The organism is Nocardia terpenica, from assembly GCF_013186535.1.
Classification (GTDB): domain Bacteria; phylum Actinomycetota; class Actinomycetes; order Mycobacteriales; family Mycobacteriaceae; genus Nocardia; species Nocardia terpenica.
In genome coordinates this window covers 942,056-966,276 of the sequence record NZ_JABMCZ010000002.1, presented here as the reverse complement: position 1 = coordinate 966,276, position 24,221 = coordinate 942,056, and the positions used below count along the sequence as shown (strand labels likewise).

Annotated in this window: 23 protein-coding genes and 1 riboswitch; of the genes, 21 read left to right on the top strand and 2 right to left on the bottom strand. The window is 69.6% G+C overall.

Going from position 1 to position 24,221, the window contains the following annotated elements:
* The first annotated feature begins 69 nt into the window (after positions 1–69).
* The 9 genes from HPY32_RS15890 to HPY32_RS15845 all read left to right on the top strand — a co-directional run bounded on the left by HPY32_RS15890 (position 70) and on the right by HPY32_RS15845 (position 9,245).
* Positions 70–774, top strand: a complete 705-nt coding sequence (locus tag HPY32_RS15890) for a DUF8020 domain-containing protein (RefSeq protein ID WP_067580286.1) — start codon at positions 70–72, stop codon at positions 772–774.
* A gap of 168 nt (positions 775–942) precedes the next feature.
* Complete coding sequence (locus HPY32_RS15885) at positions 943–2,163, top strand: acyl-CoA dehydrogenase family protein (RefSeq protein ID WP_067584983.1); 1,221 nt, start codon at positions 943–945, stop codon at positions 2,161–2,163.
* Positions 2,160–3,575 (top strand): LLM class flavin-dependent oxidoreductase, encoded by a 1,416-nt coding sequence (locus HPY32_RS15880; protein ID WP_067584980.1) that lies wholly within the window; start codon positions 2,160–2,162, stop codon positions 3,573–3,575. The genes HPY32_RS15885 and HPY32_RS15880 overlap by 4 nt, the downstream gene beginning before the upstream one ends.
* 410 nt (positions 3,576–3,985) lie before the next feature.
* Positions 3,986–5,359 carry a styrene monooxygenase/indole monooxygenase family protein gene (locus HPY32_RS15875; protein ID WP_067584985.1) on the top strand — a complete coding sequence of 458 codons (1,374 nt, stop codon included), beginning with the start codon at positions 3,986–3,988 and terminating at the stop codon, positions 5,357–5,359.
* Between the two features lie 151 nt (positions 5,360–5,510).
* Entirely contained in the window at positions 5,511–6,629 is a 1,119-nt protein-coding gene (gene sfnG, locus HPY32_RS15870; RefSeq protein ID WP_067584986.1) for a dimethylsulfone monooxygenase SfnG, read from the top strand.
* A complete protein-coding gene (locus tag HPY32_RS15865; RefSeq protein WP_082870764.1) occupies positions 6,629–8,056 on the top strand; it encodes an acyl-CoA dehydrogenase family protein in 1,428 nt (475 codons plus the stop codon). The genes sfnG and HPY32_RS15865 overlap by 1 nt, the downstream gene beginning before the upstream one ends.
* Positions 8,057–8,082: 26 nt before the next feature.
* A complete protein-coding gene (locus HPY32_RS15855; protein WP_067580288.1) occupies positions 8,083–8,592 on the top strand; it encodes an NADPH-dependent FMN reductase in 510 nt (169 codons plus the stop codon).
* Entirely contained in the window at positions 8,585–9,103 is a 519-nt protein-coding gene (locus HPY32_RS15850; RefSeq protein WP_067580290.1) for a flavin reductase family protein, read from the top strand. Before HPY32_RS15855 ends, HPY32_RS15850 begins: the two co-directional genes overlap by 8 nt.
* Positions 9,090–9,245 (top strand): hypothetical protein, encoded by a 156-nt coding sequence (locus HPY32_RS15845; RefSeq protein ID WP_156674069.1) that lies wholly within the window; start codon positions 9,090–9,092, stop codon positions 9,243–9,245. Before HPY32_RS15850 ends, HPY32_RS15845 begins: the two co-directional genes overlap by 14 nt.
* 9 nt (positions 9,246–9,254) lie before the next feature.
* Here HPY32_RS15845 and HPY32_RS15840 read toward each other — a convergent pair whose 3' ends face one another.
* Together HPY32_RS15840 and HPY32_RS15835 are read right to left on the bottom strand one after the other, a co-directional pair.
* Positions 9,255–9,896 (bottom strand): hypothetical protein, encoded by a 642-nt coding sequence (locus tag HPY32_RS15840; protein ID WP_067580291.1) that lies wholly within the window; start codon positions 9,894–9,896, stop codon positions 9,255–9,257.
* Between the two features lie 126 nt (positions 9,897–10,022).
* Positions 10,023–10,886: an SDR family oxidoreductase gene (locus HPY32_RS15835; RefSeq protein WP_067584988.1), complete on the bottom strand. Its 864-nt coding sequence runs from the start codon at positions 10,884–10,886 to the stop codon at positions 10,023–10,025.
* Between the two features lie 177 nt (positions 10,887–11,063).
* A riboswitch (SAM riboswitch) is annotated at positions 11,064–11,155 on the top strand.
* Positions 11,156–11,166: 11 nt separating this feature from the next.
* Here HPY32_RS15835 and HPY32_RS15830 point away from each other — a divergent pair.
* The 12 genes from HPY32_RS15830 to HPY32_RS15775 all read left to right on the top strand — a co-directional run bounded on the left by HPY32_RS15830 (position 11,167) and on the right by HPY32_RS15775 (position 24,062).
* Positions 11,167–12,117, top strand: a complete 951-nt coding sequence (locus tag HPY32_RS15830; RefSeq protein ID WP_067584991.1) for an amino acid ABC transporter permease — start codon at positions 11,167–11,169, stop codon at positions 12,115–12,117.
* Positions 12,114–12,878, top strand: coding sequence for an amino acid ABC transporter ATP-binding protein (locus HPY32_RS15825; RefSeq protein ID WP_067580293.1), 765 nt, complete (start codon positions 12,114–12,116; stop codon positions 12,876–12,878). Before HPY32_RS15830 ends, HPY32_RS15825 begins: the two co-directional genes overlap by 4 nt.
* Positions 12,879–12,926: 48 nt before the next feature.
* Entirely contained in the window at positions 12,927–13,445 is a 519-nt protein-coding gene (locus HPY32_RS15820) for a GNAT family N-acetyltransferase (protein WP_067580295.1), read from the top strand.
* Positions 13,442–14,545 carry an LLM class flavin-dependent oxidoreductase gene (locus tag HPY32_RS15815; protein ID WP_067580297.1) on the top strand — a complete coding sequence of 368 codons (1,104 nt, stop codon included), beginning with the start codon at positions 13,442–13,444 and terminating at the stop codon, positions 14,543–14,545. Before HPY32_RS15820 ends, HPY32_RS15815 begins: the two co-directional genes overlap by 4 nt.
* Before the next feature lie 629 nt (positions 14,546–15,174).
* Positions 15,175–16,134, top strand: a complete 960-nt coding sequence (locus HPY32_RS15810) for an ABC transporter permease (protein ID WP_171982981.1) — start codon at positions 15,175–15,177, stop codon at positions 16,132–16,134.
* A gap of 39 nt (positions 16,135–16,173) precedes the next feature.
* Positions 16,174–17,052, top strand: a complete 879-nt coding sequence (locus HPY32_RS15805) for an ABC transporter permease (RefSeq protein ID WP_082870765.1) — start codon at positions 16,174–16,176, stop codon at positions 17,050–17,052.
* Positions 17,049–18,854, top strand: a complete 1,806-nt coding sequence (locus tag HPY32_RS15800) for a dipeptide ABC transporter ATP-binding protein (RefSeq protein ID WP_067580300.1) — start codon at positions 17,049–17,051, stop codon at positions 18,852–18,854. The genes HPY32_RS15805 and HPY32_RS15800 overlap by 4 nt, the downstream gene beginning before the upstream one ends.
* Positions 18,855–19,934, top strand: coding sequence for an LLM class flavin-dependent oxidoreductase (locus HPY32_RS15795; protein ID WP_067580302.1), 1,080 nt, complete (start codon positions 18,855–18,857; stop codon positions 19,932–19,934).
* Between the two features lie 8 nt (positions 19,935–19,942).
* A complete protein-coding gene (locus HPY32_RS15790) occupies positions 19,943–21,307 on the top strand; it encodes an NtaA/DmoA family FMN-dependent monooxygenase (protein WP_067580304.1) in 1,365 nt (454 codons plus the stop codon).
* Positions 21,304–22,131: a DUF1684 domain-containing protein gene (locus HPY32_RS15785; RefSeq protein ID WP_067580306.1), complete on the top strand. Its 828-nt coding sequence runs from the start codon at positions 21,304–21,306 to the stop codon at positions 22,129–22,131. Before HPY32_RS15790 ends, HPY32_RS15785 begins: the two co-directional genes overlap by 4 nt.
* A 1-nt stretch (position 22,132) precedes the next feature.
* Positions 22,133–23,266 carry an LLM class flavin-dependent oxidoreductase gene (locus HPY32_RS15780; RefSeq protein ID WP_067580308.1) on the top strand — a complete coding sequence of 378 codons (1,134 nt, stop codon included), beginning with the start codon at positions 22,133–22,135 and terminating at the stop codon, positions 23,264–23,266.
* A 310-nt stretch (positions 23,267–23,576) separates the two neighbouring features.
* Complete coding sequence (locus HPY32_RS15775) at positions 23,577–24,062, top strand: hypothetical protein (RefSeq protein ID WP_067580310.1); 486 nt, start codon at positions 23,577–23,579, stop codon at positions 24,060–24,062.
* Positions 24,063–24,221: the final 159 nt, after the last annotated feature.

The following is a 24,221-nucleotide window of genomic DNA, read 5'->3' as shown; positions in this document are numbered from 1 at the left end:
CTCACTCGTGTCGCAGGATTGCGCCTGCGCCGTGGTAGCCGCCGCGGCCCTGAAGATGAGGAACAGCTCGTGAAGATGAGGAAACTCGCCGTGGTCGCCGCGCTGGTGAGCGCGGCTCTCGGCATTACGGCCGGAACTGTGAACGCGGCCCCGGCCGACGATGCCGGTGCCGTCAACTACAAGGCCACGACGACCGACAAGTCGACGATCATCCAGACCGATGCCGGGTCGTTGGATGTCGAGAACGGTGTCTTCAAGATCAAGGCGGCCGATGGGGCGACCCTCGCGGGTACCGATCTGAAGTTCCGTGTGGATGATTTCGAGTTCCCGATCGCGGCCGATATCGCCGGTCGCACCGCGACGCTGACCCCGCAGTTCGATCTGGCGCACGCGGTCTACAAGCCGGTGGATCTGCCCTACCAGGACACCGCGCCGTGGAAGACCCCCTACGACCGCGAACAAGCCGCCTGGAACCGGATGAAGGACACCATCGCCACCGGCGCCACCATCGGCACCCTGATCGGCGGACTGAGCGGCGGTGCGGTGGGTTGCGTCCTGGGTGGAATTGCCGGTGCCACGGTGGCCGCCGCAGCGATCGTCGGTCTGTTCGGTGCGTTCGTTCCGGCGGCTGTGATCGGCTGCTTGGGCGGGATCATCGCCGTGGGTGCGTTGGGCACTTTGGCGGGCCAGTTGCTGGTGACGGCTCCGGTGGCCATCGCCGCTGCGGTGCAGTACTTCACCACCATCAACGCGCCGTTCACCCCGGCGAAGTAGTACGGGCCGATCTCCGGCCGATAGGCCCCACGATCCCGGCCTGTTGTCCCCAGCACATAAGGTGCACCGGCGGGATCATACGGTGCACCCGTGGGGCGAGCCGGGTGGTGTTTCGATCCCGATGCGCCTAACCCGTGAGCAAAACCCGTGGTCGCGCAATCGTCGGGTATGACCTCCACTGCTGCTCGGTCCGGATCGGGCCAGGATTTGCATGCTGTTTTCGCACCCGTCTTCGATCGGATCGCCGTGGGGGCGGTCGATAGGGAGATCGATCGCCGCCTGCCCTACGAGGAGGTCGGGTGGTTGCGGGAGGCCCGGTTCGGGGCGTTGCGGGTGCCCGTCGAGTACGGCGGGTTCGGCGCGAGTGTGCGCCAGTTGTTCGCGCTGCTCATTGATCTGGCGGCGGCCGAATCGAATCTGCCGCAGGCGCTGCGGGTGCACTTCTCCTTCGTGGAGGACCAGTTGCTGGCCGCGCCCGGCCCGGCGCGCGAGCACTGGTTGCGCGCGGTGGCGGACGGGGCGCTGGTCGGCAATGCCATTACCGAGCCGGGGGTGGGCGCGGTCGACCGCTACCGGACCCGTCTGACCCGCGACGGCGAGCGCTGGCTGCTGGACGGGGTCAAGTACTACAGCACGGGCTCGCTGTACGCCGACTACATCCTCACCGCCGCCGATCGGGACGGGGAGCGGGTATCGGTGCTGGTCGACGCGCGGGCCGAGGGGGTGCGCCAGCACGACGACTGGGATGGGTTCGGGCAGCGCCTGACGGCCAGTGGCACAACGGAATTCACGGGGGTGGCGGTTCCCGAGGATCGTATTCTCGGGCCGGGCTACGGGGTCGGCGGTCCCACCTACGCCACCTCGTATCTGCAACTGGTGCAGCTGTCGGTGCTGGCCGGGATCGCGCGCCGCGCCGAGCAGGACGCCCGCGACTGGGTGGCCGCGCGGACCCGCAGCTACACCCACGCCGCTGCGGAGCTGCCTCGCGAGGATCCCCTGGTGCAGCAGGTGATCGGCCGGTTGTCCGCGGCCGCGTTCACCGCGCGGGCGACGGTCCTGGCGGTCGCCGAGCTGCTGGACGAGGTGCTCGACACGGGTGCGACCGACGAGAAAGCCTTGCGCACGGTCGAACTCGCGGCGGCGCAGGCGCAGCTGTCCGTCATCGACGTCGTACTCGCCGCCACCACACAGCTTTTCGAGGTGGGCGGCGCATCGGTGGTATCGGAGCGGCTGCGGCTGGACCGGCACTGGCGCAATGCCCGCACCGTCTCGGTGCACAACCCGGCGATCCAGAAGGCCCGCGCCATAGGCGATTTCCTGCTCAATGACACCGAGCTCCCGTTCGCGTGGAGCGCGGGGGAACGTCCGGCGAAGGAGGCGGCGCGATGACCCGGCGCATCCGATTCAATGCCTTCGATATGAACTGCGTGGCCCACCAGTCGCCCGGGCTGTGGCGTCACCCCGACGATCAGTCGCACCGGTACAAGGAGCTGAGCTACTGGACCGAGCTGGCGAAGCTGTTGGAGCGCGGGCGATTCGACGGCATCTTCATCGCCGACGTGCTCGGCACCTACGACGTGTACGGCGGCAACGACATCGCCGCGCTGCGGCAGGGCGCGCAGATCCCGGTGGCCGATCCACTGCTGCTGGTGTCCGCGATGGCCGCGGCGACCACGCATCTGGGGTTCGGCATCACCACCGGCACCGGATTCGAGCATCCGTATCCGTTCGCCCGGCGGCTGTCGACGCTGGATCACCTCACCGGCGGCCGCATCGGCTGGAACGTGGTGACCGGCTATCTGCCCTCGGCCGCACGCAATTTCGGCGCGGACGATCAGCTCGACCACGACGAGCGCTACAACCAGGCCGACGAGTACCTGGAGGTGCTGTACAAGCTGTGGGAGGGCTCCTGGGAGGACGACGCGGTGGTTCGCGATGCGGCCCGGGGCATCTACGTGGACCCCGCGAAGGTGCATCACATCGGGCACCGGGGCGAGCATTTCACCGTGCCCGGCATCCACCTGTCCGAGCCGTCGCCGCAGCGCACCCCGGTGATCTATCAGGCGGGCGCGTCGCCGCGCGGCACCCGTTTCGCCGCGGAGAACGCGGAGGCCATCTTCGTCGCCGGGCCGTCGAAACGGGTACTGGCCCAGACCGTGTCGCGCATCCGCGATGCCCTGGAGGCGGCCGGTCGCGACCGCTACTCCGCCCGCATCTACGCCCTGTCGACCATTGTCACCGACGCCACCGACGAGGCGGCGCGGCGCAAGCACGAGGAGTACCTGTCCTACGCCAGCGTCGAGGGCGGGCTGGTGTTCATGTCCGGCTGGATGGGTATCGACCTGTCCGGGTACGACCTGGACGATCCCATCGGGCAGGTGCACAGCAATGCGATCCAGTCGGCCGTGGCGGCATTCCAGGAGTTCGACGACGACGGCCGGGAATGGACGGTGCGCGATATCGCCCGCTGGGCCGGAATCGGCGGCATGGGACCGGTTTTCGTGGGTTCGGGGGAGACGATCGCGGATCGGCTCCAGGAGTGGGTGGACGAAACCGACCTGGACGGTTTCAATCTCGCGTACGCCATTACGCCCGGGAGTTTCGAAGATATTGTGCGGCATGTGATTCCGGTGCTGACCGAGCGCGGTGCGTATCCGTCGGAATATGTTCCGGGAACGCTGCGCAACGCCTTGTTCGGTGCGGGCGACCGGCTTCCGGACAATCACCGCGGCGCGCGATACCGGCTGGGTGGTCCGGATTCGACGGCCCTGCCACGCCATGACGCCGCCTACGCTTCATGATTCCGGCGTGCTTTTGGCCGGAATCTCGCTCGGTGCGGTGGTTCCCGGCCAAAAGCATGCCGGGAACAGGAGAGTGATCGTGCCGGGAACGGAAGAGTAATCGCGCCGGGAACGGGAGAGTAATCGCGCCGGGAACAGGAGAGTAATCGCGCCGGGAACGGGAGAGTAATCGCGCCGGGAACGGGAGAGTAATCGCGCCGGGAACGGGAGAGTAATCGTGCCGGGAACAGGAGGGTGATCGTGCCGGGAACAGGAGGGTGATCGTGCCGGGAACAGGAGGGTGATCGTGCCGGGAACAGGAGAGTGATCGCGCCGGGGCCAGAGGCTGATCCGTGCCGGGAATAGGAGGCTATCGATTCTCGGTGATGAAAACACTCGGCCTGGCACGCCCCGAGCAGCAGTATTCCCTTATGACAACACAGAATTCAACTCGGACCGCCGCCGTGATCGGGGCCGGGCAGACCGGTGTGACCGCCGCCCTCGGGCTGCTGGATGCGGGCTTCGAGGTCACCCTCTACAGCGAGCGGGATCAGCGGAGTCTGCGCGACGAGGTACCGGCCACGGGCACGGCGCTGATCTTCGGTGAGGCGCAGGCGGCCGAGACCGCGCTGGGCCTGGACACCTATCTCGATCGCGCGCCCACCCACAGCGGGCTCAGCGTGCGCATCGCCGGGCCGGAGAATGCCGAATTGATCGCCTTCGACGGCGATTTCGACGGATACACCGGACTCGCCGTCGACACCCGGCTCAAGGCCGACGAGCGGCTGACCGCGTTCCACGAGCGCGGCGGCCGCTTCGTCGTGGCCGCGGTCACGCCCGAAAAGCTGGACGGCATCGCCGGATCGCACGATCTGACCCTGGTCGCCACCGGCCGCGGCGGCCTGTCGGACCTGTTCCCGATCGACGCCGAGCGCACCGTCTACGACGCCCCGCAGCGCAGCGTGCTCACCGTTACGGTCGCCGGGCTCGGCCACACCCCCGATGTCTTCGCGCACCGCAGCCCCGCCGGGGGCGCGCACAGCGGCTTCTCCATCCTCGCCGAGCAGGGCGAGGGCTGGTGGGGGCCGTACCTGCACAAGGACGCCGGGCCGACGTGGGCGTTCCTGGGCTGGGCGCGACCGGGCAGCGACTGGGAGAAGCGTTTCGCCGCGGCCGATTCCGCCGAATCCGCGCACCGGATCGTGCAGGACCTGTACCGCGACTACATCGACTGGGATCTGCCGGAAGTGCTTGCCACCCAGACCATTCCGGAGGATCCGAGGTCGTGGCTGAAGGGCGCGGTGCGACCGGTGGTGCGGGCCGGTGTCGGCACGACGGCGAGCGGGCACCCGGTGGCCGCGCTGGGCGACACCGCCGTGGCCTACGACCCGATCGCCGGGCAGGGCGCGCAGAGCGGGCTGATCCAGGCGCAGCGGATCGTCGCGGCCGCCGCCGCGCACGAGGGTCCGTTCGACGCCGCGTGGATCCAGCGGCAGTACACGGAATTCCTCGCGGCCCGGTCCGATGCGGCGTCCAAGGTCACCCGGCTGTTCCTCAGCGATCCCGAGCTGGGCGCCATCGCCGAGCAGTTCTTCGCCGCGGCCGCCGTCGATCCCCGCTTCGCCTCGGCGCTGGTCGGCCTGCTGCACCGGCCGCAGCCGTTCCTGGAGATCGAATCGGCCGCAGCGGCAGCGGCTTTCATCACCCGGGTCACCGGCGTGGACGCCGCCGAGCTGCTGGGCCGGTTCCAGCCCGCGGGCCGCTTCGAACGGTCGCAGTATGGCGCGGCGGTCGCGCGGGCGTAGCCGATGCGATCGCGGCGATTCAAAACCTCGTGTCGACTCGACCGCGGTGCTGAAGTGAATGGTGCGCCGGGTGCCTGGTTGCCGCGCCCGGCGTTCGAACCGGATAGGGCGGGGAGCAACGACGAGTCGGATACCACCGGGAGCAATGACCATGAGCACGGAAAGAGTCGCCGAGCAGACCCGTTTCGTCTACTGGGTGCCCAATGTCAGCGGCGGGCTGGTCACCAGTGATATCGAACAGCGCACCGGCTGGGATTTCGAGTACAACAAGCGGTTGGCCCGCACGGCGGAGAACAACGGCTTCGACTACGCACTGTCGCAGGTGCGCTATACCGCCTCCTACGGCGCGGAGTATCAGCACGAATCCACCTCGTTCAGCCTGGCCCTGCTCGGCGCCACCGAGCGGCTGAAGGTGATCGCGGCCGTGCATCCGGGCCTGTGGCATCCGGCGGTGCTGGCCAAGTTCGGCGCCACCGCCGACCACCTCTCGGGCGGCCGATTCGCGATCAATGTCGTATCCGGGTGGTTCGCCGCGGAATTCAAGGCGCTCGGCGAGCCGTGGCTCGAACACGACGAACGCTACCGGCGCAGCGCGGAATTCCTCGACGTGATCCGGAAGATCTGGACCGAGGACGAGGTGAACTTCGCCGGAGACTTCTACCGAATCCGGGATTTCACGCTGAAGCCCAAGCCGCTCAACACCGCGGAACGGCCGAATCCCGAACTGTTCCAGGGCGGTAACTCCACCGCCGCCCGCCGCAACGGCGGCCGCTATGCCGACTGGTACTTCTCCAACGGCAAGGATTTCGACGGCGTCACCGAGCAGCTGAACGATGTGCGCGCGGTGGCCCGCGAGCACGGCCGCGAGGTGAAGTTCGGGCTCAACGGATTCATCATCGCCCGCGACACCGAGAAGGAGGCGCGCGACACCCTGCGCGAGATCGTCGAGAAGGCGAATCGCCCTGCGGTGGAAGGCTTCCGGGACGCCGTGCAGCAGGCGGGCGCGTCCACCGGCGATCGCAAGGGGATGTGGGCCGACTCCACCTTCGAGGATCTGGTGCAGTACAACGACGGCTTCCGGACCCAGCTGATCGGCACCCCGGAGCAGATCGCCGAGCGCATCGTGGCCTACCGCGATCTCGGCGTGGATCTGATCCTGGCCGGTTTCCTGCACTTTCAGGAGGAGATCGAGTACTTCGGGCAGAAGGTGCTGCCGCTGGTCCGGGAGCTGGAGGCGCAGCGCCGCCCGGTCGCCGCGGTGGCTGGCTGATGACCGCGGTCACGGCGGAACGCATTACCTCCGCCGAGCGGGCGCGCCGGGTCGCCGCCGAGCTGGCGGCCGAGTTCGCGGTGGGCGCGGCGGAACGAGATCGGTTGCGGCAGTTGCCACATCGGGAGATAGAGCAGTTGGCGGCCAGCGGCCTGCTGGGCGTCACAGTGCCCGCGTTCTACGGCGGCGCGGATCTGCCCGCCAGCGAATTGGCCGAGGTGGTAAGGATTCTCGCGGTCGCCGACCCGAATATCGCGCAGATTCCGCACAGCCACTTCGTGTATCTGAATCTGTTGCGGCTGGCCGGATCCGAGGCGCAGCGGCGGCGCTGGTTCGCGCAGGTGCTCGACGGTGCGCGCATCGCCAATGCGCAGTCCGAGCGCACCAGCGCGACGGTCGCCGAGGTGCGGACCACGCTGCGGCCCGTCGACGGCGGCCGATTCCGCATCGACGGGGACAAGTTCTATTGCACGGGTTCGCTGTTCGCGGATCTGCTCGCCGTGCTGGTTCGGCTCGACGATCCGGACGGTTACAGCGGGCTCGCGCCGGGCGAATACGTCGCGTACCTGCCCGCGGAATCGCCCGGGGTGCGGATAGTCGACGACTGGAACGGGTTGGGCCAGCGCACGACCGGCAGCGGAACCGTCCACTTCGACGGCGTCCTCGTCGATTCCGGCCAACTCGTCGAACGCTCGAGCGCGGTCCGCGCCCCCACCGCCTACGGCTCCTACGCCCAACTCCTGCACGCCGCCATCGACACCGGCATCGCCCGCGGAGCCCTCGGCGCCGCAGCCGATTTCGTCCGCACCCGCAGCCGTCCGTGGTTCGAGGCCGGAGTCGAACGCGCCGCGGACGACCCACTGGTAGTCCAGCGATTCGGTGAACTCTCGGTGCTGGTGACGACGGCCGAGGCCACGCTGGCTGCCGCGGGTCTCGCCGTGGATGCGGCGACTGCTGGGCCTTCGAAGGATGCGGCGACCGCCGGAACCGCGTCGAACGATGCGGCGACTGCCGGGACCGCGTCGACGGCTGCGGGTCTCGCTTTCGGGACGACCGGCGGCGGGTCCAGCAGTAGGCCCGACTGGCAATTCCGCAATGGAACCGGTGCGCGGCCCGGTGGCGCAATACGTGGGCAACTCGGGGAGGAGCACGTCTCCGCCGGGGGCGAAGGTGCGGACGATCCGGTGGCTCGGGCGTCGCTGGCGGTCGCCACGGCCAAGATTGTCGCCGATCGGGCCGCCACCGAGGTCTCCGGCGCGCTGTTCGAGGTGAGTGGAACACGTAGTGCCGCAGCGGATCTGAATCTCGATCACTTCTGGCGCAATGCGCGCACGCACACCCTGCACGACCCGGTGCGATGGAAATACCAGCATCTGGGCCGCGCGATTCTGCACGGTGCCGCGCCGCCGTTGCACGGGGTCATCTGATTGTCGAGAGAGTAGGGGATACGACGATGACGGTGACGGTGGTGGTGGGCAATCCCAAGCCCGCCTCGCGCACGCTCGCGGCGGCCACGCTGGTCGCGCGCGGGCTGCGACCGGAGGTCGAGCCGACGGCGATCGATCTGGTCGACCTCGGTGCCGCGCTGCTCGCCTGGGGCGACCCGGACGTAGCGAAAGCGGTGCGGGCCGTGGCCGATTCGGAGCTGGTGGTGTTCGCCAGCCCGACCTTCAAGGCCACCTATACGGGACTGCTGAAGCTGTTTCTGGAGCAGTTCGAGGGCGGCACCGGGCTGGCGGGCGTGGTCGCGGTGCCGGTGATGCTCGGCGCGGGCCCCGCCCACGCGCTGGCCCCGGACCTGCTGCTGAAGCCGGTTCTGGTGGAACTGGGCGCCACCACTCCCGCTCCCGGGCTGTACCTGTCGGATCGGACCTTCGCCGAGGACGGCGTCATCGATCGCTACGCCGATCGCTGGGGTCCGGTGGTGCGGGCGCTATCCCCGGGGGTGGTGAATCATGGCTGAGCTCACCGAGATTCCCGCCGACGGGGACGGGCTGCGGCGCGCCTTCGCCTGCTTCCCCAGCGGAGTGGTCGCGGTGTGCGCCGACATCGGCGGCACGCCACACGGTTTGGCGGTGAGCACCTTCGTGCCCGTCTCGCTGGATCCGCCGCTGGTGTCGTTCTGCGTGCAGAACAGTTCCTCGACCTGGCCGCGCCTGGCGCGCGCCAGCCATCTGGGACTGAGCCTGCTCGGCATCGACCAGCAGGCCGCGGCCCGCTCGCTGAGCTCACGCAACGGCGATCGGTTCAGCGGCCTGCGCCTGCATCGCGGCGCGGGGCACGCGGTCTTCGTCGACGGGGCGTCCGCGTGGATCGAGGGCACGGTGCAGACCCAGGTTCCCGCCGGGGATCACCACGTGGTGCTGCTACGCATCCATCGGCTGGCCACCCGGGCCGATATCGACCCACTGGTGTTCCACGACAGCCGATTCCGCCGATTGCATGTCGAGGAGGTGCTGCATGCCGGTCGATAACCCCCTGTCCCGGCTCACGGGCTGGGCACGCACCTGGGTCGAGAGGCACAGCGTCGTCCCCGGGGACGAGGTCGAGCCGGGGCCCTGGTCGTGGGTGAATCCGAGCTGGCTGCCCGCCGTGCTGGGCACCGCGCAGCTGTGACGAGCGCCGTCACGCCACGTGTGAGGGCCGGAAGCATAATCGGCGGCGGCGTCCCGCGTTCGGCATGGTGTGCGTGACGACGGCCGTCGCCAGCCCGCGCGGGTCGATATCGTGGCGCCGCATGTCCTGGCCGAGCGCGTCGAGGTGGATGAGGGTGTGCCGGAGCAGTGCGGAACCCACGTCCGTGGATTCGACGCACGCCTCGTAGTACGCCTGCGCCGCGCGCGGGTCCTCGGTCAGCGCGGCCAGCGCGCCCAGCCGCACGCGCTGGGTCAGGCCCTCCCACAGCTGCGCGTCCTCCGCGGTTCGCAGCGTGCGCCAGCCGCCGCGATAGTCCAGATCGCGAATGATGTCGTCGGCCGATTTCCCCAACCGGGTCTCGCACACCACCGCCCACAGCGCGCACAACCAGCTCATCGCGCGCAGGCTGTCGACTGCCTCCCAGCGCACCGCCAGATCGGCCTCGGCCTCGGCGTGGGTGGTGCGGTTCGACCAGCGGAACACCAGCGACTCGATCTCCAGCAGCAGGTCACCGGGGAGGTCGGCGTCGTCGGGCCGCACGATCTGCACGGCCCGTCCCGACCTCAGATCCCGCAACTCGACCATGTCCGACTCGCCCGTCGGCACCCAGCGGTACAGTTCCCTGCTCATCAGCGGCGGCCCCCAGATCGGCGCGGCGGCACGGGACCTCCGAGGAGAGGCCCCCTCGGATTGAGCCACGAATTCCGCGAAAAATCCACCGCCATGCCGCACGGGCGCGCCGCGCGGGCGAAAACCTCAGCGCGGCACCGAACTCCGCCGCGGACCGGTGAGCAGCCTGCCGAATTCCCGGTTCGCCAGCCGCATGGCGGTCTCGTACGGCCAGGCGAACTTGCGGGACAGCCAGTAGGCCAGCCGGATGTCGGCGGAGGTGTACACCAGAAATCGGTTGTGCGCGATGCCGTCCAGGATGCGCTCGGCGACCCGCTCCGGCGGCACCGCGTGGCCCTCGAACCGCCGCGCCAGCCGCTGCGCGCGGGGGTCGTCGCGATCGATGCCGACGATCTCCACGGTCCGCATCAGCGGCGTGCGCACCGCGCCCGGCACCACCAGGCTCACCCCGATGCCGTGCCGCTCCAGGTCGAAGCGCAGCACCTCCGAGACCCCGCGCAGGCCGAACTTGCTGGCGCTGTAGGCGGCATGCCACGGCAGCGCCAGCAGCCCGGCCGCCGAGGAGACGTTGACCAGGTGGCCGCCGCGCCCGGCGCGCACCATGGGCGGCACGAAGTTCTCGATGATGTGGATCGGGCCCATCAGATTGACCTCGATCATCGACCGCCAGTGCCGATGCTCGAGATTCTCCACCGTGCCCCAGGCGGAGATGCCCGCGATATTCATGACCACGTCGACGCTGCCGTGTTCGGCGTGGATCCGGCCCGCCCACGCGGTGACCGCGTCGTAGTCGGTGATGTCGAGCGCGGGGGCGTCGAGCACCTCGCCGCCCGCGTCGCGAATCAGCGTCACGGTCTCGGCCAGCCCGTCGGCCGCGATATCGGTGAGCACCAGCCGCGCACCGGCGCGCGCCGCGGCCCGGGCGGTGGCCCGGCCGATGCCGCTGGCCGCACCGGTGATCAGGCAGGTCCGGCCGCTCAGATCCTTCATGTCGCTCTCCTCGGCCCGCATGGGGAAACGGCGCTGTTCACACTAGGGTATTGCGAACACTGTTGTACACAGGGACGGCGTTCCCGCTTCCCCGTGCGGGAAAACCCGCTGCCAACAATTGAATTCACGATGATCGTGAGTGCAGACACCGGGTCGAGCCTGCCTTACCGTCGATAACACCCATCCAGAGCGGTTGAGAGACCTGGCTCCCCGAGACCGCAGCAACCCCCGGCCACCGGAGCGGGTGCTACCGCCAGGACCGATGGAGGATCGCAATTCCATGAGTACTCTGGCCGCAGTCGAGCCCGCCGATACCCCCGCGGCGTCGGCGGCCGACGACGATGCGCTGCCCGTCGCCCGAACCTGGCACCCCTGGCGCTGGCTCGCCGCGGCGATCGCGCTGGTGCTGGTGGGCCAGTTCGTCCACGGACTGGTCACCAATCCGGGCTGGGACTGGCCGACGTTCGCCCGCTACTTCACCGCCGCCTCGGTGCTGTCGGCACTGAAGATCACGGTGGAGCTGACCTTCTGGGGCACGCTGTTCGGGTTCCTGCTCGGCATCTGGCTCGCCGTCGCGCGATTGTCGAAAATTCCGGTGCTGCAAGTGATCTCGTGGGCCTACGTGTGGGCCTTCCGGTCGATTCCGCTGATCGTGCAGCTGCTGTTCTGGTTCAATATCGCCTACCTGTACAAGCGGCTGTCGCTCGGAATCCCGTTCGGCCCCGCCTTTCTCACCTTCGACGTGAACGGGGTGATCAGCGGGTTCACCGCCGCGGTCATCGGTCTGGCGCTGCATCAGGCGGCGTATTCGGCCGAGATCATCCGGGCCGGGATCATCTCGGTGGATCCGGGGCAGCTGGAGGCGGCCAAGTCGCTGGGGCTGCCGTGGCGGCGGCAGTTCTTCACCATCGTGGCGCCGCAGGCGATGCGGGGCATCCTGCCCAATGCCGCCAACGAGGTGATCAGCCTGTTCAAGGGCACCTCCATCGTGTCGGTGATGGCCATCGCCGAGCTGTTCTACCAGGTGCAGGTGATCTTCGGCCGCAACGGCCGGGTGGTGCCGCTGCTGATGGTGGCGACGGTCTGGTACATCGTGCTGACCTCGGTGCTGACCGTCGCCCAGTACTACATCGAACGGCACTTCGCCAAGGGCGGCTCCCGGGAGCTGCCGCCGACGCCGCTGCAGCGGGTGCGGGGCAAGATCGCCGAGATCACGGGGGAGCGCGGATGAGTGAGTATGCGGTCGAATTACGCGGGGTGCGTAAGCATTTCGGATCGCACGAGGTGTTGCGCGGCATCGACCTGGCGGTGCGGCCGGGCGAGGTGACGGTGATCCTGGGCCCGTCCGGATCGGGCAAGTCCACCCTGCTGCGGACCATCAATCACCTGGAGAAGGTCGACGCCGGAACGGTGCGGGTGGGTGGCGAACTCGTCGGCTATCGCCGCCGCGGCGCGAAGCTGCACGAGCTGAGCGAGCGCGAGATCCTGCGGCAGCGATCCCGAATCGGGTTCGTATTCCAGAACTTTCATCTGTTCCCGCACCTGACGGTACTGGAAAATGTTGCGCTGGCGCCGGTGTCGGCGCAGGGCCGCCCGCGCGCGGAGGTCGAGGCCGAGGCGGTGCGGCTGCTGGAGCGAGTCGGCCTGGCCGACAAGGCGAATCAGTATCCGCGCCGATTGTCCGGCGGGCAGCAGCAGCGGGTGGCGATCGCGCGGGCGTTGGCGCTGCGGCCCGGGGTGGTGCTGTTCGACGAGCCCACCTCGGCACTGGATCCGGAGCTGGTGGGCGAGGTGCTGGACGTGATCCGCGCGCTCGCCCGCGAGGGAGCCACGCTGGTCATCGTCACGCACGAGATCGGATTCGCCCGCGAGGTGGCCGACACGGTGGTGCTCATGGACGAGGGCCGCATCGTCGAACAGGGTCCGCCCGCACAGGTGCTCGACGATCCGTCGCACCCGCGCACCCGGGCCTTCCTCTCCCACGTTCTCTGAGCCGACCGGGGGGTCGATTCGTCGCGCTCCCGGTGGAAAAGGATTCCAATGACTGGACGACCGCGCGGATTCGCGCCGGCGCGCACCGTACATCAGGTCGCGCAGGACGACCCGCTCGCCGCACCGCTGCTGGCCGAGTTGGCCATCGAGTACAGCTCCCGCTACGGCGGATCGGCCGGGGAACAGCACCGGGAACTGCTGGGCTATCCGGCCGCCGAATTCGCCCCGCCCGACGGCGCGCTGCTGGTGGTGGTCGAGGCGGGAGAACCGGTGGCGGGCGGCGCCTTTCGCCGACTCGACGCCGAAACCGCGGAGCTGAAACGGATCTGGACCGCGCGCGAGCACCGGCGGCGCGGGCTGGGCCGGTTCGTCCTGGAGCAGTTGGAGGCCGAGATCGGGCGTCGCGGCTACCGGCGCATCTATCTGACCACCGGGCCCCGGCAGCCGGAGGCGGTCGGGCTCTACCGCGCCGCGGGATATACGGCGCTGGAACGCAATGTGTTCAAGGACGGCAACCGGCTGCATCCGTTCGAGAAGTACCTGCCGGAGAGGGTGTCCGTCGCGTGAAGTTCCTGCTGCTGACCCTGATCACCCATCAGCCCGATCCGGTCACCGGGGCGAGCGAGACACCGGCGCAGCGCCTGCGACGCGTGGTCGAATCCGCCAGGCTGGCCGAGGAACTCGGCTACGACGGTTTCGCCGTCGGTGAGCGGCACGAGGATCCGTTCATCTCCGCCGCGCCGCCGGTGGTGCTCGCGCACATTGCCGCGGTCACCTCCCGCATCGCGCTGTTCACCGGGGTCACCACGCTGAGCCTGCTCGACCCGGTGCGCGCCTTCGAGGACTATTCGACGCTGGACAACCTGTCCGGCGGGCGGCTGGAGCTGATCATCGGCAAGGGCAACGGCGCGGCCCAGGCAAAGCTGTTCCACGTCACCGCCGAGGACCAGTGGGAGCGCAATCGCGAAGGCTACGAACTGTTCCGGCTGCTGTGGGAGCGCGAGTCGGTCACCTGGAGCGGCCGCTTCCGGCCACCGCTGACCGACGCGAAGGCGCTGCCGCGGCCGCTGCAGGCGCGACTACGCATCTGGCATGGCAGCGCCACCAGCAGGGAATCGGTGGAATTCGCAGCGCGCCAGGGCGATCCGCTGTTCTCGGCCAACGTCACATATCCGATCGAGCCCTACGCCGAACTCGTGGACCACTATCGAGAGCGTTGGGCCGCCCACGGCCACGACCCGGCCGACGCCCTGGTCGGCGCGGGCACCGCGGGCTTCTATGTGACCCGAGACGCCCAAGACGCGGTCCGCACGTATCGACCGATCTTCGAGGCGCGCCAATCGGTGGCCCGAAAGCACGGCGTCCCGACCGTATTCCACTCGATCGAAGACTTCGTAGAACGCAGCTCCGCCCTGATCGGCAGCCCACAGCAGGTACTGGACAAACTCTCCCGCTACCACGCCCGATTCGCCCACGATGTAATCCACCTGAGCGCAGACGGCGACGGCCTCACCGACAAACAACACCGAGAAAGCCTGGAACTGTTCCAGTCCGAGGTAGCCCCAACACTGCGCCAACAGGTACCGAGCCGAGCCCTGGGCGCCCAGCGATTCGTGAACGGTGCGGCCGGAGGCAGTGCCGTCCTGGCGGATGAGGACGGCCGATGATGCACTGCCGTCCACCTCTGAATCGACTGCGGCGGTGTGGATCCCGGCCAAAAGCATGCCGGGATCAAAGGATGCGAGTCGTGATGGGGATGTCGGGTCGCGGGATGCGGGGTGTGGTGGGCGTGCCAGATCGAGGAGTGCGAGGCGTGGTGGGCATGTCGGGTCGAGGGGTAGGGGCTGTGGTGAGGATGTCGGATCAGGAGAAGCGGGCCGTGGTGGGCGTGCCGGGTCGTGGGGTGCGGGGTGTGGGGTGTGGTGGGCATGTCGGATCGAAGGGCGCGGGGTGCGGTGGGTGTGTCGGGTCGTGGGGTGCGAGGCGTGATGGGCGTGCCGGGTCGCGGGGTGCGGGGTGTGGTGGGCATATCGGATCGAAGGGCGCCGGGTGCGGTGGGTGTGTCGGGTCGCGGGGTGCGAGGTTTGGTGGGCGTGCCGGGTCGAGGGGCATGGGCCGTGGTGAGGATGCTGGATCAGGGGGAGCGGGTGGTGATGGGCGTGTCGGGGCTCGGGATGCGGGGTGTGGTGGGGATGTCGGGTCGTGGGGTGCGGGGTGTGGTGGGCGTGTCGGGTTGTGGGAGGAGGGGCGTGGTGGGTACGTGGGGGGCGAAGGGGGGTGGGGTGTGGTGAGTTTGATGGGGCGGTATGTGGTGGTTCGGGTGGGGCAGGCGGTGGTTGTGTTGTGGGCGGCGTTCAGTGGGTCGTTTGCGGTGTTGTTTTTGTTGCCTGGGGATCCGGTGTCGGTGGCGGCGGGGGCTATGCCGGGGACGCCGGTCGATCCTGGGGCTATTGCTGAGATGCGGGCGCGGTATGGGCTGGATCGGCCGGTGTGGGAGCAGTATTGGACGGCGCTCGGGCATGCGGTGCGTGGTGATCTCGGGCGGTCGATCGGTACCGGGCAGTCGGTGACGGAGGCTATCGGGGCGGCGTTGCCGTCGACGTTGGCGCTGGCGTCGTTCGCGCTCGCGTTGGCGGTGGTGTTCGGCGGGGCGCTCGCGGTGGCCGCCGCCTATACCGAACGGCGGTGGCTGCGTGGGCTTTTGACCGCGCTGCCGCCGATCGGGGCGTCCGCGCCGACATTTTGGGTGGGACTGCTGTTGCTGCAACTGTTCTCGTTCCGGCTGCGGCTGGTACCGGCCTTCGGCGGGACCGGATTCAAGGGCGTCGTGCTGCCCGCGGTGACGCTCGCGATTCCGGTGGGCGCGGTGATCGCGCAGGTGCTGTACAGCAGCCTGGCGCAGACCTGGCGGCAGCCGTTCGTGGAGGTCGCCTACGCCAAGGGCGCTTCGCGCTGGTGGGTGCAGGCGCGGCATGTGCTGCGCCCGGCGCTGGCCCCGGCCCTGACCGTGGCCGGGGTGTGGGTCGGGACCGTGCTCGCCGGGTCGGTGGTGGTCGAAACCGTGTTCTCCCGGGCGGGTTTGGGGCGATTGACCCAAACCGCCGTGCTGAATCAGGACATTCCGGTGGTGCAGGGGATCGTGGTGTGCACGGCACTGGTGTTCGTGGTGGTGAATCTCGTCGTCGATCTGGTGCATCCGATGCTCGATCCCCGAGTGGCACAAAGTATTCGGATCGGAGGGCGAGCCCGTGCGTGAGCTCGTAGCGATTTCCGGCGGCGCGGGAAAGGAGCGTGGATGGTGACGAGTTCACCCGTCGTCGAGCGCCCGCCGCTGGGTCGGATTTCGATTCCGCGTCCGGCCGATGTGCGCAAAGCATTGCGCGCCAACGCCTTCGTCGCGGTCTCGGCCCTGATACTGGTGCTGGTACTCGGCTGGGCCGTGGCGCCCACGCTGTTCGCGGGCCGTGACCCGCTGGCGGGCGTACCGGCGCAGAAGCTGCGCGCTCCGAACGCGGCGCACTGGTTCGGCACCGACAATCTCGGCCGGGACCTGTACACCCGGGTCGTGCACGCTGCCGGATTATCGCTTACCGCAACGGTATTCGCGGTGGCGATCGGATTGGTGGTCGGCTCGGCCGTCGGGCTGGTCGCGGGTGCGGTCGGCGGCATTGTCGACGCCGCCGTCATGCGCATTGTCGATGTGCTGCTGTCGATTCCGGAGCTGCTGGTCTCGCTGGCGCTGGTGACGGTGCTCGGATTCGGCACCCGCAATGTCGCGATCGCGGTCGGCTTCGCGCTGGTGGCCCGGTTCGCGCGGGTGATGCGCACCGAGGTGCTGCGGGTGCGCCGGGCGCCGTATGTGGAGGCGGCCTTGGCCTCCGGCGTCAGCTGGCCCGCCGTGCTGCTGCGGCACATTCTGCGCAACGCGTACGCCCCGGTGGCCGCGCTGGCCGCGGTCGAATTCGGGGTGGCCGTGCTGGCGGTGTCGTCGCTGAGCTTCCTCGGCTACGGCGCCGTCCCGCCCACGCCGGAATGGGGTTCGCTGATCTCCGAGGGCCGCAACTACCTGGCCACGTCCTGGTGGATGACCACGCTGCCCGGCCTGGTGATCGTGGCCGTGGTCCTGTCCGCGCAGCGGCTCGGCCGCGCCCTCGCCCGGGACGGTGTCCGATGATCGAACGGTTGCCGGAGCCCCTGCTGCGGGTCGAGGAGCTGCGGGTGCGATACCCGGGGGCGGGTGGGCCGACGGTGGCCGTCGACGGGGTGTCGCTGACGATCTCGCGGGGGGAAACCGTCGCGCTGGTCGGCGAATCCGGTTCCGGCAAATCGACTCTCGCGCACGCGGTGATCGGGCTGCGCACCGGCGCGGAGCGCACCGGCGGCCGGATCGTCTTCGACGGCGAGCGCATCGACGACGCCCCGCAGCGGGTGCTGCGCCGAATCCGCGGCGCGCGTATCGGTCTCGTGCCGCAGGACCCGGGCACCGCGCTGAATCCGGTGCTGCGCATCGGCGATCAGGTGGCCGAGGCGCTGCGGATCCACGGCCGCGCCACCCGCCGGACCGCCGCGGCCCGAGCCGTCGAGATCCTCACCGCCGCGGGCCTGGACCGCCCCGAGCTGCGGGCCCGGCAGTACCCCCAGGATCTGTCCGGCGGCCAGCGCCAACGGGCACTCATCGGCATCGCCCTGGCCTGCGGCCCCCAACTGATCATCGCCGACGAGCCGACCAGCGCCCTGGACGTCACCGTCCAACGCCACATCCTCGACCATTTGGCCACCCGCACAGCCGCATCCGGCACGGCGGTCCTACTCATCACCCACGACCTGGGCGTGGCGGCCGACCGAGCGGACCGGATCATCGTGATGCACGGCGGCCGAATTGTCGAAATTGGCACTACCGCAGAGGTTCTCACCACTCCCCGCCACGACTACACCCGCCAGTTACTGGCCTCGGCTCCCGGCCTGGATACTCCAATCCACCCGTCGCCCACTGTCATTCCGGCGTGCTTCCAGCCGGAGTCCACCAGCGAGATCCCGGCCAAAAGCACGCCGGGATCAGGGGATGCGAGCACGCCGGGATCAAGGGGTGCGAGCGTGCTGGGTCCTGGGGGTGTGGGTGCGCCGGGGGCAGGGGGCGAAGGCGCGGCTGGGCCGAGTGAGGGTGTGCGCCCGCTGGTTTCTGCGCAGGGGCTGCGTAAGGCGTTTCGGGTCGGCGGGCGGACCGCGTTGACTGCTGTCGATGGTGTCTCGCTGCATATCGATCGTGGCGAAACCCTCGGTGTAGTAGGCGAATCCGGGTCCGGTAAGACGACCACGGCGCGCATTCTGGCTCGGCTGGAGCGGGCCGACTCGGGCAGCGTCACCTTCGACGGGCAGGAGTTGGGTGGGCTGCGCGGGGCTCGGCTGCGGGAGGTGCGGCGGCGGATTCAGGTTGTGTATCAGAATCCTTATGCCTCATTGAATCCCAGGCTGCGGGTGGGGGAGATTATCGCGGAACCGTTGCGGGCCTTCGGGGTCGGGGATCGGGCGGCGCGTCGGGAGCGGGTTGCCGAGTTGCTCGATCAGGTGGCGCTGCCGGTGGGTTACGGCGAGCGGCGGCCGGGCGAGTTGTCCGGTGGGCAGCGGCAGCGGGTCGCCATTGCGCGGGCGCTGGCGCCGCGGCCGGAGCTGGTGGTGCTCGACGAACCGGTGTCCGCCCTGGACGTCTCGGTGCAGGCGCAGATCCTGGACCTACTGGAACGGCTGCGGGCCGAGCTGGGACCGGCCTACCTGTTCATCACCCACGACCTGGCAGTGGTGCGCCGCATCGCCGACCGGGTGGCGGTCATGCGAGCCGGTCGGATCGTCGAAACCGCCCCGACCGCAGAGCTTTTCGATTCCCCACGGCACGAGTACACCCGCGAACTGCTGTCGGCCATCCCGGGCACGGCCCGGACCCTGACCGCGCGGCCCGCGCCCATCGAAAGGACGGCCTGAATGACCCAACCGCGAACCCTGCTGCTGGGCGTCGAACTGCCCGGCACCGGAATACATCCCGCCTCCTGGCGGCGCGCGGACTCGCGCGCCGAGGAGCTGTTCGGCGCGGCCTACTGGCTCGACGCCGTCACCGCCGCGGAGGACGCGGGCGTCGACCTCGTCTTCCTGCCCGACTCGTTCGCGCTGCAGGAGCAGGGCGCGCAGGGGCGGCTGGAGGCCGTCGGCATCGCGGCCCGCGCGGCGGCGGCCACCCGCCGGATCGGGCTCGTCCCGCAGGCGCCGGTCACCCATACCGAGCCGTTTCACGTGTCCAAGGCCATCGCGAGCCTGGACTTCGCGACCCACGGCCGGGCGGGCTGGGAGGTCACGGTGTCGCGCAGCCAGGCGAAACTGTTCGGGCGCAAGGACGAACAGGACGATGCCTCGCTGTGGCGGGAGGCGGACGACGCGATCGAGGTCGTCACCCGGCTGTGGGACAGCTGGGAGGACGACGCCGAGATCCGGGACCTGGCGACCGGACGCTTCCTCGACCGGGACAAGCTGCACTACATCGACTTTCACGGCGAGCACTTCTCGGTGAAGGGCCCATCCATCACACCCCGCCCGCCGCAGGGGCAGCCGCTGGTCGCGGTCCGCGCCGACGATCCACACAGCACCCGGGTCGCGGTGCATCGCGCCGACCTGATCCGCGTGTCCGCGCCCGACCTCACCACCGCCGCGCAGGTCCGCGGCGAGATCCGGGCCGCGGTCGCGGCGGCCGGGCGCGATCCGCGCCTGGTGCGGGTGCTGCTCGACCTCGAGGTGCACCTCGCCGCGACCGCGCAGGCCGCCGCCGACGACCTCGCCCAACTCGACGCCTGGACCGCGACTCCGCCACCGAAGACGCTGCGCCACATCGGAACTCCGCAGTCGCTGCGCGAACAACTCGCCGCGGTGCGCTCCGACTGCGCCGGTGACGGCGTGGTGCTGCGCCCGCTCGCCGTGGCGGCCTTCACCGCCGCACTGCCCCACCTGGCCCCCACCCTGCGCGACCGGCTCGGCCTGCCGCGCCCCGTCAACCGCTACGCGACCCCCGCGTGAGGAATCAGATGCCGAACAACAAGGTATGCAAGCAGATTCACCTCGCCGCCCACTTCCCGGGCGTGAACAGCACCACGGTCTGGAGCGATCCGCGGTCCGGCAGTCAGATCGAGTTCGACTCGTTCGTGCACCTGGCCCGCACCGCCGAGCGCGGACTGTTCGACTTCTTCTTCCTGGCCGAGGGGCTGCGGCTACGCGAACACCGCGGCCGCATCTTCGACCTCGACGTGGTCGGCCGCCCGGACACCTTCACCGTGCTCAACGCGCTCGCGGGCGTGACCACGCGCCTGGGCCTGGCCGGGACCATCAACACCACCTTCAACGAACCGTTCGAGCTGGCCAAGCAGTTCGCCACGCTGGACCACCTGTCCGGCGGCCGGGCCGGGTGGAACGCCGTCACCTCCTCCGACGCGTTCACCGGCGAGAACTTCCGCCGCGGCGGCTATCTGGAGCACGCCAAGCGCTACACCCGCGCCGCCGAGGTGGTCGACGCCACCCGCGCGCTGTGGGACAGCTGGCCCGCCGACGCGCTCGTGATCGACCGGGAGCGTGGGGTTTTCGCGCACCCCGCGCCGACCGTGCGGTTCGACAGCGACCAGTTCGCCATCGAGGGCCGGTACGTGCTGCCGCGCAGCCCGCAGGGCTATCCGGTGCAGCTGCAGGCGGGCGATTCCGACGAGGGCCGAGAGTTCGCCGCCGCCAAGGCCGATGCCGTCTTCAGTCGGCACGGCGAACTGGCCGATGGTCAGCAGTTCTACGCCGATGTGAAGGCCCGCCTCGCGAAATACGGTCGCGCCCGCGACGATCTGAAGATTCTGCCCGCCGCCACCTTCGTGCTCGGCGACAGCGCGGCCGACGCCGAGGAACACGCGCGGCACATCCGATTGCAACAGGTCGGCCCGCAGACCGCCCTCGCCTTCCTCGAACAGGTCTGGGGCCGTGACCTTTCCGGCTACGACCCGGACGGCCCGCTGCCGGACGTCGATCCGGTCGACAATGTGTCGATCACCCGCGGCCGGGTCCGGCACGCGAAGGATCCGGTCGCCGTCGCGCGGGAGTGGCGCGAGCGCGCCGAGGCCGAGAACCTCAGCATTCGCGAGCTGATCATCGAGGTGACCGCGCGGCAGCAGTTCGTCGGCACGCCCGCGCAGGTGGCGGCCGAGATCGACCGTTACGTCCAGAACGACGCCGCCGACGGCTTCATCCTCGTCCCGCACCTCACCCCGGGCGGGCTCGACGACTTCGTCGAGAAGGTGGTCCCGGAGCTGCAGGAGCGCGGCAGTTTCCGGACCGAGTACACCGGCACGACCCTGCGCGAACACCTGGGCGTGCGCCATCCCCATCAGAGCAGCGAAGGAGCACGCGCGTCATGACCGCAGCGACCACGGGCGGCAGCCGAACGGCCGTCGACACCGAATTCGAGCAGCAGTGGCACGCCTGGCACGCCGAGCGGCAGGCGTGGGCGCGCGAGCCGCTGGGCTGGCTGAGCCTGACCGGGCTGCACTGGCTCGGCGACCGGGACGAGAACCTGGAGAACCTGCCCGGCCGTTGGCGTTACGAGGGCGAGAATGTCGTTCTCACAGCCGATTCCGCGGACGGCATCACCCGCGACGGCCGGGTGCTCGCGGGCCGGGTCGAGCTCACCCCGGGTGAGGGCGCACCCGGGATCGAGCTCGCCGTGGGGGAGCGTCGCATCGAAGTGATCCGTCGCACGGGGCAATTCGCCCTGCGCATCCACGATCCCGCCGCGCCCACCCTGGCGAACTTCACCGAAATCCCGGCGTACCAACCGGATTCGCGCTGGGTAGTGACCGGGACGTTCGAGCCCTACGATGCCGCGCGCACGGTCACCACCGGGGCCGTGGTCGAAGGGCTGGAGCATCACCACTCCGCCGCGGGCACAGTTGCCTTCCGGCTCGGCGGCGCCGACCTTCGCGTGATCGTCTTCGGCGACGCGAAAACCGGTCTGCGCCTGTTATTCACGGACGCCACCAGCGGTGTCACCACCTATCCGGCGGCCCGGCTGCTGCCGATCGGCGTGCCCGACACCGACGGCGGGGTGTTGCTGGATTTCAATCGCGCGCAGAACCTGCCGTGCGCCTTCACCGACCACGCGACCTGCCCGCTCGCCCCCGCCGAGAACCGGCTCCCGGTCGCGGTGGAGGCGGGCGAGCGCAATCCCCGAGCGGAGGCATGACATGACCGTCCCCCTCTCCGTGCTCGATCTGTCTCCGATCAGCGCGGGTTCCACGCCGCAGCAGGCGCTGCGCAACACCCTCGACCTGGCCCGGCACGCCGAGGCGTGGGGCTATCGCCGCTACTGGGTGGCCGAACACCACTTCGTGCGGGTGGCCAGCTCGGCGACCTCGACGCTGATCGCGCTGATCGCGGCCGCCACCAGGACGATTCGGGTCGGGTCGGCCGCGGTGCAGCTCGGCCATCACACCTCGGCATCGGTCGTCGAGGCGTTCGGCACCATCGACGCGCTGTATCCGGGGCGGCTGGACCTGGGCCTGGGGCGTTCGGCGCACCGGGCGGCGCAGCTGCGCTCGGCCGGGGTGCCGCCGGTGTCGCCGCCGCCGCGGCCGACCGAGGTGCGCGACGGCGTGGTGATCCCGCCGCCGTTCACGCCCGGTCAGGTGCTGGATACCGCCAAGCTGGCGGCCACCTACGAGGCCCTGGTCCTGCCCGGCGCGCAGTCCCTCGACTACACCCGGCAGGTGGAGGAGATCGCCGCGCTGCTGTCCGGCGACTTCCGCACCGCGGACGGCGTTGCGCTGCATGCGGTCCCGGGCGAGGGCGCCGATATCGAGCTGTGGCTGTTCGGCAGCAGCGGCGGCGAGAGCGCCCGGCTGGCCGGGCGATTGGGGCTGCCATTCGTCGCCAACTATCACGTCTCGCCCGGCACCATCCTGGAAACCGTTGCGGCCTACCGGGAGTCGTTCCGGCCGTCGGACCGCTACCCCGAGCCGTACCTGGTGGTATCGGCGGATGTGGTAGTGGCCGAAGACGATTCGACCGCCCGCCACCTCGCCTCGAGCTACGGCCACTGGGTGTACAGCATCCGCAGCGGCGCAGGCGCGGCGGAATACCTCGACCCCGACACCGCGCCCCCACTCACCGACCAGCAGGAGCGCCTGGTGAGAGACCGACTAGCCACCCAGTTCGTCGGCACCCCCTCGGCCGTAACCGAGCGCCTCTCCGCCCTCCGACAACTCACCGGCGCGAACGAACTGGTCATCACCAGCGTCACCCACCGCCACGAGGACCGCCTCACCTCCCACCGCCTCCTCGCCCACGAGTGGGGCTTACAACACGTCCGCGCCGCCTGAGGAAGCTCCGCCCCGAGGGTCCCGGCGTACTCGCCCCGGGTCCTGGCCAGCTCTCTCTATAGTCCTGGCCAGCTCTCTCTGTGGTCCCGGCCTGCTCTCTCTATGGTCCTGGCCTGCTCTCTCTGTGGTCCCGGCGTGCTCTTGGCCGGGACCTTCCGGTGTGACAGACACCAATCGGCGTGTCGCGAGTGGTAGCGGGATTGGCTACGGGTGGGTCGCTACCCTCAGCGGGTCGTTACCCGTTCGTACCCATGTGAGGGGCCCGCCGGTCATGATTTCCACTCGGTTCTCGAGATGGTCGACTCGGCTGGTGCTCTTCGCGTGTGCCTTCGCGGTGCTGTTCTTCATCGGGCTGGTCTTCGCGCCGGAGGGGTACCACCTGTTCGTGGGGATGCTCGAGGAATCCATGTGGGCGCTCGCGGTCGCGACCGTCGCGGTGTATCTGGTCGAGGCGGTCGCGGCTCGGTTCCGGGGGCACTCGGAGATGTTCCGCGCCGTGCGGCTGATCTTTCCGCCCGAGCATGTCGCCGTCGATTCGCTCGAGATCACCCGCACCGACCTGGACAATCTGCGGCTGCTGGTGCACGACTTCGTGCTGGCCGCCACCGGTGTCTTCGTCGTCCTGGCGATCGTCGCCATCCTCTACGCCGTCTCGATCGTCGACAACGGCGCGTGGATCTTCCTGGCCGTCCTGTGCATCGCCCTCGTCCCCACCCTGTGGCTCTACCGCTACGAACGCCTCCGCCGCATCGACGCCGCAGCCGCCGTCCTCTTCGGGCCTGACGGCGACGATTGACCCGGGGCTGCCGTTCTTTTCGGGCCTGACGGCGATGGCTGATCCGGGGCTGCCGTTCTTTTCGGGCCTGACGGCGATGGCTGATCCGGGGCTGCCGTTCTTTTCGGGCCTGACGGCGATGGCTGATCCGGGGCCGCCGTTCTTTTCGGGCGCGACGGC

Excerpts from the sequence above, each read along its gene's own strand:
- HPY32_RS15865 (WP_082870764.1), top strand. The coding sequence starts at position 6,629 with ATGACCGCGGTCACGGCGGAACGCATTACCTCCGCCGAGCGGGCGCGC.
- HPY32_RS15790 (WP_067580304.1), top strand. The coding sequence starts at position 19,943 with ATGCCGAACAACAAGGTATGCAAGCAGATTCACCTCGCCGCCCACTTC.
- HPY32_RS15810 (WP_171982981.1), top strand. The coding sequence starts at position 15,175 with ATGGGGCGGTATGTGGTGGTTCGGGTGGGGCAGGCGGTGGTTGTGTTG.
- HPY32_RS15780 (WP_067580308.1), top strand. The coding sequence starts at position 22,133 with ATGACCGTCCCCCTCTCCGTGCTCGATCTGTCTCCGATCAGCGCGGGT.
- HPY32_RS15835 (WP_067584988.1), bottom strand. The coding sequence starts at position 10,886 with ATGAAGGATCTGAGCGGCCGGACCTGCCTGATCACCGGTGCGGCCAGC.
- HPY32_RS15785 (WP_067580306.1), top strand. The coding sequence starts at position 21,304 with ATGACCGCAGCGACCACGGGCGGCAGCCGAACGGCCGTCGACACCGAA.
- HPY32_RS15885 (WP_067584983.1), top strand. The coding sequence starts at position 943 with ATGACCTCCACTGCTGCTCGGTCCGGATCGGGCCAGGATTTGCATGCT.
- HPY32_RS15830 (WP_067584991.1), top strand. The coding sequence starts at position 11,167 with ATGAGTACTCTGGCCGCAGTCGAGCCCGCCGATACCCCCGCGGCGTCG.
- HPY32_RS15795 (WP_067580302.1), top strand. The coding sequence starts at position 18,855 with ATGACCCAACCGCGAACCCTGCTGCTGGGCGTCGAACTGCCCGGCACC.
- HPY32_RS15875 (WP_067584985.1), top strand. The coding sequence starts at position 3,986 with ATGACAACACAGAATTCAACTCGGACCGCCGCCGTGATCGGGGCCGGG.
- HPY32_RS15855 (WP_067580288.1), top strand. The coding sequence starts at position 8,083 with ATGACGGTGACGGTGGTGGTGGGCAATCCCAAGCCCGCCTCGCGCACG.
- HPY32_RS15880 (WP_067584980.1), top strand. The coding sequence starts at position 2,160 with ATGACCCGGCGCATCCGATTCAATGCCTTCGATATGAACTGCGTGGCC.
- HPY32_RS15820 (WP_067580295.1), top strand. The coding sequence starts at position 12,927 with ATGACTGGACGACCGCGCGGATTCGCGCCGGCGCGCACCGTACATCAG.
- sfnG (WP_067584986.1), top strand. The coding sequence starts at position 5,511 with ATGAGCACGGAAAGAGTCGCCGAGCAGACCCGTTTCGTCTACTGGGTG.
- HPY32_RS15800 (WP_067580300.1), top strand. The coding sequence starts at position 17,049 with ATGATCGAACGGTTGCCGGAGCCCCTGCTGCGGGTCGAGGAGCTGCGG.
- HPY32_RS15840 (WP_067580291.1), bottom strand. The coding sequence starts at position 9,896 with ATGAGCAGGGAACTGTACCGCTGGGTGCCGACGGGCGAGTCGGACATG.
- HPY32_RS15850 (WP_067580290.1), top strand. The coding sequence starts at position 8,585 with ATGGCTGAGCTCACCGAGATTCCCGCCGACGGGGACGGGCTGCGGCGC.
- HPY32_RS15805 (WP_082870765.1), top strand. The coding sequence starts at position 16,174 with ATGGTGACGAGTTCACCCGTCGTCGAGCGCCCGCCGCTGGGTCGGATT.
- HPY32_RS15845 (WP_156674069.1), top strand. The coding sequence starts at position 9,090 with ATGCCGGTCGATAACCCCCTGTCCCGGCTCACGGGCTGGGCACGCACC.
- HPY32_RS15825 (WP_067580293.1), top strand. The coding sequence starts at position 12,114 with ATGAGTGAGTATGCGGTCGAATTACGCGGGGTGCGTAAGCATTTCGGA.